Source organism: Enterococcus sp. DIV0724b (assembly GCF_050531475.1).
GTDB lineage: Bacteria > Bacillota > Bacilli > Lactobacillales > Enterococcaceae > Enterococcus_L > Enterococcus_L haemoperoxidus.
This window is the reverse complement of record NZ_CP172890.1, coordinates 3,484,840-3,498,357: the sequence shown is the minus strand read 5'-3', so window position 1 is coordinate 3,498,357 and position 13,518 is coordinate 3,484,840. Positions and strand designations below refer to the sequence as shown.

Sequence of the window (13,518 nt, the reverse complement as noted above, 5' to 3'; positions counted from 1 at the left end):
ATAGGTAGGTAAAAGAGATGGGAATTTTTCAATCTGTGATTGATTATATATTAAATCTTGGTTCAGCAATTTTTGTTCCTTTGATTATCCTGATTATTGGCCTAATAGCTCGTATGCCATTGAAAAAAGCCTTTATGTCGGCGATTACGCTAGGGGTTGCATTTACTGGAATGAGTATGGTAATCGGGTTTATGTCTGATGCGGTCAGTCCAGCATCTGTTGCGATGGCTAAAAATACAGGAATCAGTTTACCAGCACTTGATTTAGGTTGGACAGGTGCAGCGAGTATTACCTGGTCTTGGTCTTATGCATTTGTTTTTTTCGCGGTCGTTTTAGGTGTTAATTTTATTATGCTGTTATTGAACTTAACGAAAACACTGAACGTTGATATGTGGAATGTCTGGGGCAAAGCGTTGACTGCTTATTTAGTTTATTTTATCAGTGGATCGCTCGTTGCTGGTTTTATCGCAGCAGTTGTTCAAGTGGTTTTAGAGTTGAAAATGGGAGATATGTTCCAACGCCATATTCAGGATTTAACAGGTATTCCGTTGGTAACTGTAACACATTTAATGAACATTTCTGCGGTATTGATGTTGCCAGTTAATATTGTGATGGATAAAATTCCATTCTTTAATAAAAAGGCAGATACATCAGCATTAAAAGCGAAAATCGGAATTTTTTCAGAAAATAGTGTGATGGGATTTATTATTGGTATGCTACTTGGTTTCGGCGCGGCATATGGTATTTCTGGTTCGCTGAACTTAGGGATTCAAGTTGCTACAGCAATGGCCTTGTTTCCAATGATTAGTAAGATGTTTATGCAATCACTCTCTCCTTTGGCTGATGCGATGTCAGAGATGATGAAAAAACGGTTTAAGGATCGTGAAGTCTATATAGGATTAGATTGGCCAATTTTAGCTGGACGCTCTGAAATCTGGGTGACGGCGATCATCTTAGTCCCGGTGTTCATTGGATATGCTATGATTTTACCGGGCAATCAAGTATTGCCACTTGCTGGAATCATCAACTATTCGATTGCAGTTGGAGGACTGTTACTGACTGGCGGAAACTTATATCGCATGATTACGTTAGGGATTATCTATACGCCGCTTTATTTGTATGGCGCAACGTATCTTGCACCAGTCTTAACTGGTTTAGCCAAAAAAACTGGCGCAGTCGATTTAAAGGGCGGAAGTATTACTTGGTCATCCATTGAAGGTCCAGAATTTAGAATTTTATTTGCTGAAGCAGCTAATTTGAATAGTATGGCAATTGTTGGATTCATTATCTTTATCGCAATGTTTGTCTGGTTATATAAGTATATGGCAAAAGAGCCTGTTCCAAGTGCACGTTATGATGAAGTGGAAAATTGATTAAAGCCTTGAAGGGACTGGATAAAATGAACCAAAAAGGAAAATGGATGACGCTACTATTTTTAGATAGTTTCCTTTTTATATTAGCGCTATCGATCAATATCGTCCCATTGTATTTACTAGTCATGCTCCTTTCTCTTTTCATTTATAAAAACGGAAATGCAGTGCTTTTTAAAGAATACGATGACAGAAAAAAACAAAAATATGAAGAGTATAAAGTAGTGCAAAATGCGGCCAAAGAAGCGATCCAAACAGGTAAATTATTAAAAAAGAAGAAGGAGCTGTAATAAATCATGGCAGATGGAAGAATTTTATTTGAACGTGAAAGAGAAGATATGGCGAAAATTGTACAACTGATTTTTGAGCGTAAAAACACTAACGTTGCAGGAGGGAATTTTTCATTCAAAACAACGGATGAAAAGGGGAAGGAATATATTATCATGACTCCTACCATGATGTCACAAGCATATCTAGGGCATGTTTCGCCTTCGCAGATTTTAGTGGTAGAACCTCATACGAGGAACGTTATTGCAGGAGAAGGCGGCTTGACCAGGGAGATCAATATGCATGAAGCAGTCTATGATGCCAATCCCTTAATCAAGTCTGTATTGCATGCCCATGCGCCAAACAGTATGTTTTGGGCGACTAGCGGTTTGGATATGCCCAATTTAACAGAAGCAACTCAGAAAGTAGAATATATAGAAGTGCTGGAATTTGAACCGAATTGTTCGGAAGAATTAGCAGAAATTGTCAGTAATCACATTAAAACGATGGAGAGAAAAACATTACCGCATGAATTCTTATTAGACAGTCACGGTGTATTGATCACAACAGGTGGAGAAACGGGAATGGAAGCAATCCATTCAGCTTTAGCAATTTTGGATACGGTGGAATGGAATGCAGAAATTGCCTATAAGCAAACTATTTTCCAAAAATTAGGTATCTTAGATGGATATTATTCTAAAGGAGTTAAAATTGGTACAATCGATGATCTGATCAACCGAGAACCAATCTACAATCAAAAAATTAAAATGACGGCTGACGGAGACTAAATAATGTATAAAATGAAGCAGCTAGTTTAAGACTCTTTTTGGGTTTTAAACTAGCTGTTTTTCTTTTTACTACAAGAAATAAGAGAGGGATTTTTTTCAACAATACTATAGAAAGAAACATTTTATTACAACTGCTATAAATCTTACTAAAAACATTGCAAGAAATCTCTATTTGCGTTAAAGTAAGAAAAGACAACTGTGAAACATTTTCTGTTTCACGCAAGGAAGGAAACATATGACACCAGAAGAATTTAAACAACTATTAAGCCAAAAAGAGATCCATTTATCGGATCATCAAATGGAACAATTTGCCCGTTATTTTGAATTGCTCGTTGAGTGGAATGAAAAAATGAACCTAACTGCGATCACAGAAAAAAAAGAGGTGTACCTAAAACATTTCTATGATTCTATTTCGTTGGCATTCTTTGAAGATTTTTCAACCAATAAATCAATTTGTGATGTAGGTGCAGGAGCTGGATTCCCAAGTATTCCGTTAAAAATCGTTTTTCCAACATTGCAAGTAACGATCGTTGATTCTTTAAATAAACGAATCACGTTTTTAACTGAATTAGTCAATGAGTTGAAGTTGGAAGATGTTTCTTTACATCATGATCGTGCGGAAACGTTTGGTCAAAAAGAAGAGTTTCGTGCTGTATTTGATTACGTTACAGCTCGTGCAGTTGCTCGTTTAAATGTTTTGAGCGAGTTATGTCTACCTTTAGTAAAGAAAGATGGATTTTTCTTAGCTTTAAAAGCTGCCAAAAGTGAAGAAGAAATTATTGGAGCTAAACCGGCAATTGCTATTTTAGGTGGTAAATTTCAAAAAGAAGTTTCATTTGAATTACCAATCACAGAAGACGAGCGACATATCGTTGTGATTCAAAAAAAGAAGGAAACACCTAAAAAATACCCGAGAAAACCTGGATTACCAAATAAACAGCCAATCAAATAAGATGGAGGGACACAAATGGCACGAATAATTTCTGTAGCGAATCAAAAAGGTGGCGTTGGTAAGACAACGACTACTGTGAATCTAGGTGCTTGCCTTGCCTATTACGGCAAAAAAGTGTTGCTGATCGATATTGATGCACAAGGAAACGCAACAAGTGGTATCGGCGTACGTAAACCAGATGTTGCAACAGATGTTTATGATGTATTAGTAAATGAAGAACCAATCAAAAATGTGATTCAACAAACTTCTAGAGAGAATTTAGATATTGTTCCAGCGACGATCCAGCTTGCTGGAGCAGAAATTGAATTGACTTCGATGATGGCCAGAGAATCTCGCTTAAAAGCTGCTATAGAAGAAATAAATGATATCTATGATTTTGTTTTGATTGATTGTCCACCTTCTTTAGGGCATTTAACAATCAACGCATTTACAGCGAGTGATTCGATTTTGATCCCTGTACAATGTGAATACTATGCATTAGAAGGACTAAGCCAACTGTTAAATACGATTCGTCTGGTTCAAAAACATTTTAACCCAGATTTACGTATTGAAGGTGTATTGCTGACAATGTATGATGCACGAACAAATTTAGGCGCTGAAGTCGTAGAAGAAGTTCGCAAATATTTCCGTGAAAAAGTGTATGACACGATCATTCCTAGAAATGTCCGTTTGTCTGAAGCGCCAAGTCATGGGTTGTCGATTATTGATTATGATCCTCGTTCACGTGGTGCCGAAGTGTACCAAGCACTAGCAAAGGAAGTGTTGGATAATGAGTAAAGGAAAAGGTTTAGGTAGAGGTATTGATGCATTGTTTCAAGATTTTGCTAGTTTGGAAGATGTAGATGTTCAAAAAGAAGAAGTACTTGAAATTCCTTTAAATGAACTTCGTCCGAATCCATATCAGCCAAGAAAAACATTTGATGAGGCATCACTTCAAGAATTGGCAAACTCGATTCAACAATCAGGTGTTTTTCAACCGATCATCGTTAGAAAATCGGCTGTCAAAGGCTACGAAATCATTGCAGGTGAAAGACGTTTTCGTGCTTCAAAATTAGCAGATAAAGAAACGATTCCAGCGATTGTCCGTGAATTTGATGAAGAAGCAATGATGCAGGTCGCAGTTTTAGAAAATCTACAGCGGGAAGATTTGAATCCGCTGGAAGAAGCTGAAGCTTATGACATGTTGATGAAAAATTTGAAGCTAACACAAGTAGAAGTTGCAGAACGTCTAGGCAAAAGCCGCCCATACATTGCCAACTACTTACGTTTACTAACATTGCCAACTCAAGTTAAAGAAATGGTGCAAGGCGAAATCTTATCAATGGGGCAAGCAAGAACATTACTTGGTTTAAAAGATAAAGACTTGATTTTAACATTGGCTAAACGAGTGGTAGAAGAGAATTTAACTGTTCGTCAGTTAGAACAAATCGTGAATGACTTAAATGAAAACCAAGGAAAAAAAGCACCGAAGAAAGAAAAGAAAGCAATCAAAGATAAACCATATTATATTCGTGAAAGCGAAGATCGCTTAATGGATAAATTCGGTACGACTGTTGCAATCCAAGAAAAAGAAGGCAAAGGGAAAATTGAGATTGAGTACCTTTCACAATCAGATTTAGCTAGAATTTTAGATATTTTAGAGATTCATTTTGATGAAGCATAATTCATTCGATAAAAAAAGAGTAGGCTTCAAAACTAATGTTTAGTTTTGAAGCCTACTCTTTTTTTATCGTTGAACTACGGGTAGTAATAAAGAAAATGTTATTTACCTAAATTTGTTTTTATAAAAATGATATATGTATAAATTAAATCTATTTTTCTTATTCTTATATAAAATAAGAAAAATCTATAATTGTTTAAATTAAACTATCTGAATAGTGTTAAATAGATACTTATTGTTAAATACCTATACATCAAGTATACAATAAATAATTTGGACATGTCAATGAGTAATAAGCAAAGTATAATATATTAATTTATGTATATTACAGCGTACGAGAGAAAGTATATTAGATATTTAAAAATAAAATGTTGATAAACAGCTATATTATTATATAAATTTTATATCGAAATACAATAGCTTTACTGTGGTTAATAATAAATAGTAATTTGGACTATATTTACTTATTCTTATACGCCGTCAAATGAACCGTCAAATAAATCACGTTAGATATATACGCAACAACGAACGATTCGTTAATATAGTCTCCAAGTGTATCTGTATCCTGAGTTAAAAATCTAAGTCTGTCTCTTTAAAAGTGTAACTAAATTAAAATAATTCTATTTTTACTCTTAACACACCAGCTATTTTTAGCTAAAAAGACTTCAACAAAATATTTGATGTGATCATACTTTTGTTAAAGCTCGTCGAAAAGAGCAACCGCTTTGATTCATTTATTTTGCTAAAATCATCTTTTTTTTGAATATTAAATTATGTATTTAAGTTTGATTCACCGTCATCTAACCGTCACTACTTTATTTAGAATGCTAATAAACAAACATTTTAAGTTCATTTTTCTTATTTTATATAAGAATAGGAAATTCCTATTATCTAATATTTACAGTTTTATGTAGTACATGTTTTAAAAAATATGTATCACTGACATCTATTTCAAAGGAATTTTATCGAATATAAATGGTTGGAATTACTATGTATAAAAAATTAAGAGGAGGATTTTCTATTATGAGGAAAAAAATAATTATATTGACCGACACATTAAGTGCAAATGGATTATTGCAAAATAGTTTGTTGAATATGGATTACGAAATAATGGTTTCAAAAGATATCTTAACTCAGCCGAAAGACAAAGAGTTTTATTTTCTGCAAAATTTTGATCTTATTATTTATCAACAATCAATGTACAGTGGATTGAAAGAATCGTTTTTAGATAATTTAGCATTACTGAATAAGCCGATCGTTGTTTTAACGTTTGAGGCAGAACAGGTCAACAAGTCTAAGTATTCGAACAATGGAAATGTGAGTTTTGTTCGCTATCCAATATCTGTCACTGATTTAGCAAGTAAATTAGCGTCTATTTTTGAGGAATCAGTGAATAGTCAAGGTAACGGTGGCCAAGAAAGAGCGATGAATTCTTCTATAAACAATGAAGGAGCTTCTCAAAATCCATTATCCCATTCAAACATAGCTAAAGTAAAAAAACAATATTCATTTCAATTAAAAGATCGTACATTAATCATTGACAATTGGTTGATTCCATTAACTAAAAAAGAACATCAGGTATTGGAACATTTTATTGAATCTGACCAACGAGTGTTTTCAAGTCAAGCATTATGTGAAGCAATTTGGACAAATGCCAAGCAAAAAAATAAACAAGCACTGTTGAGTAATCTGATTAATCGTATCAAACAAAAGATAATGGATAAAACGTCAATTTTTGAACCATTTATTTTAAATAAAAAAGGCATAGGTTACTATCTGAATCAAGAGTTTGTGGAATTAGATGAACAAAATAATGAAAAAACAAGAGAACTACTGGTAGGTAGCGTATAACTAAAAGGAAAAATCAGAAAGGGAGCGGGAAATTTGGCAATATTTAACAAAAAAAACAAAAAAAAAAAGAACTATGATGATGATTACGAGGAGTACTATGATGAGTATGATGAATACGACGAGTACGATGAATATGATGACGATGAATTCGAAGAAGAGGAGTATGAGCCCCCTAAAAAAAGCCGCCCAGAAACTTCAACTAAAAGAGAGCGTTCGGAAAACATTATGAGAAAACAAGAGAACGAATTACAACAAGAACAAGCAGCTGTAATTGAACATTTGAATAATGAAAATCAACAATTTCAAAAAGAAATGCAACGTCAAAAAACAATGGCTGAACGATTGAAGGCAGAAGTTGAGAATAAGCAACAAGAAATTGATCAACTGACCATGCGTTTGACGAGCTCTTCTAAGTCAAAAGAAAGAATTGTTTCGCTCGAAGAGCAAGTGCGGAATTTAGAAGAACTGAGAGTTCAGTTAGACGAGCAGTTACTAGAAGAGCGCAATAAGAGCGCAGAGACTGAAAAGCAACTACGCCAACAAGACTTAATGAAAAATCAAATTGCAGAAGTTTTGATGGAAGCTAAAGAAAAAGCACAGCAAATTATTGAACGTGCGACGATTGAAGCAGATCGTACAGTAGAAGCTGCCAGACATGAAACTAAAAAAGCAGTTTCAGAAGCCTCAATTGAGTTAAAAATGATCAATCAGGAAGCGGCAAATTATCATACACGTATACTTCGTTTGCAAAGTGAAACAAGTGTGTTGATGGAAGATTTATTAAGTAAATCTAGCCGACTAGCTGATCAGTCATTGGATTAAGGAAAGGGGATTAAGAAGTGGTTTATCAAAATATCATGGTTGACATCTATCAAGCCGCTTCTCCAGCTGTAGGTGAACGTCTTTTTGATGACGATATGTTGCGGGATATCTGTTATATATGCGAAGAGATTTTTCAAAAAAAAAATAAACAAATCCCTTATCCTCAAAAAGAAGTAGAAGAATATTTTGAAGAATTTCATACCATAATTTCTTTTTTTAAACATGTGGAGATTACCTTAGATTTTGTAGATCTTGATTGGTCTGCTTTATTGGATGAATTGATTCATACCTTTCCCCAAATCGCTTGGATAGGTGGTTCTAAAGAGAAAGAAGATAATCGAGTTGTTTACTATATAGATTTTGTTCCTATTGCTTATAGAGATACTGGATTTCCTTTCATGGTCAATTTACTGCAGTCATTAGATCAGCAGTTACTGGGTGATAGTGATGATTTGTTAGAATCGTTCATTTACGAGATCGAAAGGCTGGTAGCTAAGTTTATCAAACCATTTAAGGCAGCGACTTCTGCTCCAATAGAAAAAACTGAGGTTGTAGAATATAGTGATGATAATGAAAATTATTTACTGAAAATGGAAGAAGCTGTCAGTAGAGAAAGATATGCAAAAGAAAGAATGCGGCTTGCAAATAAAAAATTAGAAGTTGTAATCGATCAAATGGAAAGGCAAAATCTATCTCGGGCCATGAAGGAACTGAGTAAAACCAGCGATGATGACAATGAGAACTGGGATCATATACTAAAAGTTGATTTGAGAGAATATTCTCAACTACTACAAAAGGCTAAGTTTTTAGAGCAATCTTGGCTAATGAATAAAGAGTTAGTTACAAAATCAGAAAAGATGACGATTTCTGATAATCAATTGACTTATGAAAGAGAACAAGTAAGAAGCTTTAAAGATGCAGTTTCTACAAACGAAATTTATTTGATTTTAGATGAGTGTAAGTTAATTGAATCAAGAGTAAAGATTAAGAAAAAATCTTGGTTTCGTCAGCCCCATGTCCGAATCATGAAAATGGATTATGACAGTATACTGAATAAAGCAGCTTATTTTGATCTTATACAAGGAGAAAATTATTTACTTGAACAGATTGTGTTAAGCGAGGAGTCAATCGAGGTCGATTGAAATAGCTCTTTGCTTGAAAAATAAAAAGGATTGGGAATAGTCGGCTTTTCCCGTCCGCTATTACATAATGATTGAACTGCTTACAAGCGATATCGAAAATAGAACATTGTTAAAGTGGCAAAATAATCAATGATATAAGGAAAATAACTACCTGTATATTAAAAAGAAAATCAATTGAAGTACTGGGAAAAGAGAGCAATAGTTTGAAAATACTCATTTTTAGCTATTGTTCATTTGGTTTTCAAAGTTACTATACTTGATTCTTTTTTTAATATATACATATGATTTTACTATGCAAGGAGTTTAAAATTCAATGATTAATAAACGAAAACTATTGCACCAGGTTATTGTAATGATAGGATTTTTTCTTTTATCACTGATACTGATCGTTGGTAAATCGGAAATTGGTTGGGCTATTTCAGTAAATCCAATTTTACCGAAGAACCAGCATAATTCTGAAGCAACCTATTACGATCTGAGAGTGACACCAGATCAGGAACAAGATTTAGAATTGGAATTAGTCAATACTTCTGATAAAGAAAAAAAAGTTACTCTACAAATCAATGATGCTACAACAAATGACAGTGGAGATATAGATTATTCTGATCGATCAAAAATCGTCCCAAGAGAAAAAAGTCTAAAAGTCTCTTTAAAAGACATTGCTACGGCTGAGTCAGAGCTAATTATTCCAGCTAAAAAAACAGTAAAAACAATGATTCATTTAAAAATGCCTAAGAATCAGTTTGATGGAATGATATTAGGTGGAATCAAAGTTGTTTCATCAGAAAAAAATAACGAAGCACGCGATTCTAAAAGTAAAGATAAGCAGCATAAAAAGACATATATCGTAGCGGTAAAACTAACCGAAACAGACGCACCTGTTGCAGCAAAATTGAACTTATTGGATGTTGGTTTTTCAAAAGAGTCGAAAAAAAATATTATCAAAGCAGTTATTCAAAATGAACAAGCAGTTAACTTAGAAGATATTGAATTTGTAGGCAAAGCATACAAAGAAAACTCAGATGAAATATATTCTCAAACGAAAGTAACTGGCTATCGGATGGCACCTAATTCGAGCTTTACTTTTATACTTGATGGGGAGCAACAGGGATTTCTAGCTGGAAAATATCACATTGCGTTGACAGCTAAATCTAAAGCAACAAATCAGGAATGGAAATGGGATAAAGAGCTTGAAATCATAGAAGCTGAAGATAAAAAAGTAGGAACGTCTACGATTAAATCAACTAAAGAACATATAATGTTTTACACAATTATTTGCATGATTACATTTGTATTTTTGTTAATACTCCTTTTGTTTTTACTGATTTCAAGAAAGCGTAAAGAAAAGTGCTATGAAGAAGCATTGCATTACAGAAAGCAAAAACGCGACCGAGACAGTAAAAATACGCAACGAAACAGAAAACGTAAGAGAAACAAAATTGAAGGAGCAAAGAAAAAACGTCCTACAGATCAGAATCACTTAGAAAAATAAAATGACAGCAAACACATAGAGGGGATTTTCCCTTTTTTTAGAAATAGAAGAAAGGTTATGGAACTATCCACAACCTTATAAATTGATTCGTAGTTCTAAACAGAATTGTGCATAAAGTGGATTTTATAAGATTTTCGTTCTCTGACTTAAAAAATTTAAGTGTAGAGAAATTTGATAAGATCCTCGTATTAGAAAAGAATTCGGAGCTCTATTAAAAATATTTGCATAGAAAAGTTAGTGTGTTTCCTATCTACTAAAAATATGTACAGTTGGTCATTACGGTTTTTGATAATAAAGTTTATTGATCGGTATTTTTAAATCACAGAAAGTGAATTTATAGTATAGAGATTTTAGGAGTTGGAGAATTATGAATGAAGTAGAACAAAATTCTCAAAAACAGGGAAAAAGAATAATTAAAAAATATATACTCCATCAAAAAGTTAATCCAAGACTTTTAGGTGTAGAGTTGCTCAACAAACACTTAGCTACACCGCATGAAGCATACTTATCATGTAAATTGATTTTTAAAAAAGATGTTCAATCATTGATGGAACTAGAAGAAATTGCAAAAAAGATATATGAGACATGGACTGAAAAAAATAATGAATTACTTATAAAAAAAATCAATATTTTTACGTCGGCTGCGTATATTGTATTAACGTTCACCATAGGTTTTTATGAAGAAGCTCAGGTAAAGCATTTACGTAAATTAAAAGAGCATGCCAAAGAATTGATTGAATCATATGATACCTTAATCAAGCAAGAGAAAGAAGCTGAGTATAAACGAAAAGAAAAAGAGATCTATGAAGTGTTTGACCAGCTAACTAAGAAGATGGATGGTTTAGAAGAGAGACTTACAAAAAATGAAACAATTGTTTTAGATTCTGGTGAGTTACTGAAAACAGAGCTTACAAAAGTCAGCCAAACGATTAAAGAACAAATGGGTCAAGCTGAACAAAGTATAAAAGAAGTTTCAAGTGATTCCCCAAAAAAAGAACTAGGAACTACGAAAATAAAGCAAAAAAAAAGCGTGAGGAAAGAACAACCGCACATACGTAAGTACACTCTTGACCGATCAAAACAACTAAAATCAACTTTAAAAATAAAGAATTGGACATCAAACTATTTTCCCTTAAAAAATATAAATAGAAGAGAACCGATTAAAAAAAATGATTTTAAAGAATATGTTTCTAACCTTGAGCTGGAAGTGCTAACGTGTTTTACAGAAAACAAAGAATTAAAAAAAAAACGCATGGTACCAATAAAGCAATTCTTGATCTTAAAAGCGAAAGTAGAATTTATAGATTATTTATGGATGTTATTGGAACTTGAAGGAAGAGAAGAAATTATTATTGCTGGCAAGTTAAGCTGTAGAAAGCTGATTAAAGAATTAGGTCAGTTTATGGAAACTGTCGAAAAGGTTGCTGTTGGTCCTACAATTTTTAATTATTGGGTGTTTTGCTCACAAGAAATACTGATTAAAATGGAAGGCTATGCTGCATTAAAAGATTTTTTGAGCAGTTCTTTAAGATTAAGCAATAGTACTTTAGTAAAGGAAGCATGATAATCGACGGACTGAATTGAAAAAGGGGTGGTGTACTAGAGACTAGAACAGTTTCAGATGTACGAGACCTCTTTCTTTTTCTCTTTTATATTATACAAATAGTATTTCTATAACAAAAAAAGTGACATTATACTTCCAAAAATTTTCTTTTTTTCTGGAAAATTTGAAACTAAGTAAAAAAAATAATAATGCATAATTGGTTAAGAAAAGTAAACGTATTGTATGATCATAGTTGGTTTTGATTGGAAGTAAAATGAAAAAAGAATTATTTGCATCGGTTTCAAATAAATGGTTTTTAGTTGAAAAAAATAACATATATTATTTAGAAATTTGTAGTAATTCATTTTCTTAAAGCATTGAAAATTAAGTTTTAGAAAGGATCTTAATTATGGCAAGAAGAGGAGAAAATATCTATAAAAGAAAAGACGGTCGTTGGGAAGGCCGATACATAAAAGGTAGACAAAATAATGGGAGAATTCATTATGGTTATATCTATGGATATAAATATTCAGAGGTAAAGCATCAACTTATTTTGAAAAAATACGAAAAACAGACAAACGATAGTAAAAAGCTACTACCTTATGAAGGAAAGTTATTGGATTGGACGAATTATTGGTTAGAGACATTTGTTCGTCCAAAAGTAAAAAGCAGCACATTTGCTAGCTATAAAAATAAAATGGATGTCCATGTATTATCAAGAATTGGTTCAATAAAATTACAGAAGCTGAAGCAATCAGATCTGACTTCTTTACTTGAAAAAATGGATGAAACACTAAAGGCAAGCTCCATTCGGTCAATATTTTCAGTGTTAAAAAATTGTCTAGGTAAGGCAATATCGTTGAATTTATTGACAGAAAATCCTTGTATGGGAGTAGAGCTTCCAAAAACAAAGAAAAAAACAGTACAAGCTTTATCAATTAAAGACCAAGCCAAACTAGTCAAAGAAATCAATACAAATCAGAAATTCTTTTCCATCATGCTTGCTTTGCAAACTGGACTTAGAATTGGAGAAATTTGTGGATTAAAATGGGAAGATATTGATTTTGAAAATAATACGTTAGGTGTTAACAGAACGGTGCTTAGAATTCAAACGGAAGATACTGCTGGAAGAAAGACTGAGATCGTTGAGGTTACACCGAAGAGTAGTAATTCACAACGTAAAATTCCAATCACGAAGACTTTAAGGAAAAATTTATTAGAACTTAAAAAAGTATCAACTAGTGAGTATGTTATTTCAAACAAGCATAAAGCTTTAGAACCACGTACAATTGCGTATCGTTTTCAAATAATACGCAAAAAAATTGGATTAGAAAAATTTTCCTTCCATTCTTTAAGGCATACTTTTGCAACCCGTTGTTTAGAAGCTGGGGGAAACATCGCCACAATAAGTTCGCTATTAGGACATTCATCAACAAAGATGACACTTGATTGTTATACGAATTCATTCTTTACAGAAGAACGTCAACTTGTAGAAAAACTTGAATTTGTTTGATAAAAAAACGAACGATTATCTTTTAAGGGTGCTAATTGGAGACTGATCTTGAGGGAAAAACGTTTAACTCTGAGAATCAAGTAGGTATAGTGCAACATAAACTCATAGCTTGTTATGT

Annotated in this window: 12 protein-coding genes; all 12 read left to right on the top strand. The window is 33.0% G+C overall.

The window, feature by feature from the left end; genetic code table 11:
- Window positions 1-17: 17 nt before the first annotated feature.
- The 12 genes from IGJ02_RS16175 (at window position 18) to IGJ02_RS16120 (ending at window position 13,400) form a co-directional block, all read left to right on the top strand.
- Window positions 18-1,373 carry a PTS galactitol transporter subunit IIC gene (locus IGJ02_RS16175; protein WP_430602716.1) on the top strand — a complete coding sequence of 452 codons (1,356 nt, stop codon included), beginning with the start codon at window positions 18-20 and terminating at the stop codon, window positions 1,371-1,373.
- Between the two features lie 26 nt (window positions 1,374-1,399).
- Window positions 1,400-1,660 (top strand): hypothetical protein, encoded by a 261-nt coding sequence (locus tag IGJ02_RS16170; RefSeq protein WP_430602715.1) that lies wholly within the window; start codon window positions 1,400-1,402, stop codon window positions 1,658-1,660.
- 6 nt (window positions 1,661-1,666) lie between these two features.
- A complete protein-coding gene (locus tag IGJ02_RS16165; protein ID WP_430602713.1) occupies window positions 1,667-2,425 on the top strand; it encodes a class II aldolase/adducin family protein in 759 nt (252 codons plus the stop codon).
- Between the two features lie 235 nt (window positions 2,426-2,660).
- The gene (rsmG, locus tag IGJ02_RS16160) at window positions 2,661-3,377 is read left to right on the top strand and encodes a 16S rRNA (guanine(527)-N(7))-methyltransferase RsmG (RefSeq protein WP_430602712.1); all 717 of its coding nucleotides are present in this window, start codon (window positions 2,661-2,663) and stop codon (window positions 3,375-3,377) included.
- 15 nt (window positions 3,378-3,392) lie between these two features.
- Window positions 3,393-4,154, top strand: a complete 762-nt coding sequence (locus tag IGJ02_RS16155) for a ParA family protein (protein ID WP_010766686.1) — start codon at window positions 3,393-3,395, stop codon at window positions 4,152-4,154.
- Window positions 4,147-5,040 carry a ParB/RepB/Spo0J family partition protein gene (locus tag IGJ02_RS16150; RefSeq protein WP_430602711.1) on the top strand — a complete coding sequence of 298 codons (894 nt, stop codon included), beginning with the start codon at window positions 4,147-4,149 and terminating at the stop codon, window positions 5,038-5,040. The genes IGJ02_RS16155 and IGJ02_RS16150 overlap by 8 nt, the downstream gene beginning before the upstream one ends.
- Before the next feature lie 1,020 nt (window positions 5,041-6,060).
- Window positions 6,061-6,888, top strand: a complete 828-nt coding sequence (locus tag IGJ02_RS16145; protein ID WP_010762168.1) for a helix-turn-helix domain-containing protein — start codon at window positions 6,061-6,063, stop codon at window positions 6,886-6,888.
- A 33-nt stretch (window positions 6,889-6,921) separates the two neighbouring features.
- Entirely contained in the window at window positions 6,922-7,710 is a 789-nt protein-coding gene (locus IGJ02_RS16140) for a hypothetical protein (protein WP_430602710.1), read from the top strand.
- Between the two features lie 17 nt (window positions 7,711-7,727).
- Entirely contained in the window at window positions 7,728-8,852 is a 1,125-nt protein-coding gene (locus IGJ02_RS16135; protein WP_010762170.1) for a hypothetical protein, read from the top strand.
- A gap of 313 nt (window positions 8,853-9,165) precedes the next feature.
- Window positions 9,166-10,344 (top strand): DUF916 and DUF3324 domain-containing protein, encoded by a 1,179-nt coding sequence (locus IGJ02_RS16130; protein ID WP_430602709.1) that lies wholly within the window; start codon window positions 9,166-9,168, stop codon window positions 10,342-10,344.
- Window positions 10,345-10,711: 367 nt separating this feature from the next.
- The gene (locus IGJ02_RS16125) at window positions 10,712-11,908 is read left to right on the top strand and encodes a hypothetical protein (RefSeq protein ID WP_430602708.1); all 1,197 of its coding nucleotides are present in this window, start codon (window positions 10,712-10,714) and stop codon (window positions 11,906-11,908) included.
- Between the two features lie 388 nt (window positions 11,909-12,296).
- Window positions 12,297-13,400: a tyrosine-type recombinase/integrase gene (locus tag IGJ02_RS16120; protein WP_010762173.1), complete on the top strand. Its 1,104-nt coding sequence runs from the start codon at window positions 12,297-12,299 to the stop codon at window positions 13,398-13,400.
- Window positions 13,401-13,518: the final 118 nt, after the last annotated feature.

Bases quoted from the DNA above. Each gene is read 5' to 3' on its own strand.
- IGJ02_RS16175 (WP_430602716.1), top strand. From the start codon at position 18: ATGGGAATTTTTCAATCTGTGATTGATTATATATTAAATCTTGGTTCA.
- IGJ02_RS16170 (WP_430602715.1), top strand. From the start codon at position 1,400: ATGAACCAAAAAGGAAAATGGATGACGCTACTATTTTTAGATAGTTTC.
- IGJ02_RS16165 (WP_430602713.1), top strand. From the start codon at position 1,667: ATGGCAGATGGAAGAATTTTATTTGAACGTGAAAGAGAAGATATGGCG.
- rsmG (WP_430602712.1), top strand. From the start codon at position 2,661: ATGACACCAGAAGAATTTAAACAACTATTAAGCCAAAAAGAGATCCAT.
- IGJ02_RS16155 (WP_010766686.1), top strand. From the start codon at position 3,393: ATGGCACGAATAATTTCTGTAGCGAATCAAAAAGGTGGCGTTGGTAAG.
- IGJ02_RS16150 (WP_430602711.1), top strand. From the start codon at position 4,147: ATGAGTAAAGGAAAAGGTTTAGGTAGAGGTATTGATGCATTGTTTCAA.
- IGJ02_RS16145 (WP_010762168.1), top strand. From the start codon at position 6,061: ATGAGGAAAAAAATAATTATATTGACCGACACATTAAGTGCAAATGGA.
- IGJ02_RS16130 (WP_430602709.1), top strand. From the start codon at position 9,166: ATGATTAATAAACGAAAACTATTGCACCAGGTTATTGTAATGATAGGA.
- IGJ02_RS16125 (WP_430602708.1), top strand. From the start codon at position 10,712: ATGAATGAAGTAGAACAAAATTCTCAAAAACAGGGAAAAAGAATAATT.
- IGJ02_RS16120 (WP_010762173.1), top strand. From the start codon at position 12,297: ATGGCAAGAAGAGGAGAAAATATCTATAAAAGAAAAGACGGTCGTTGG.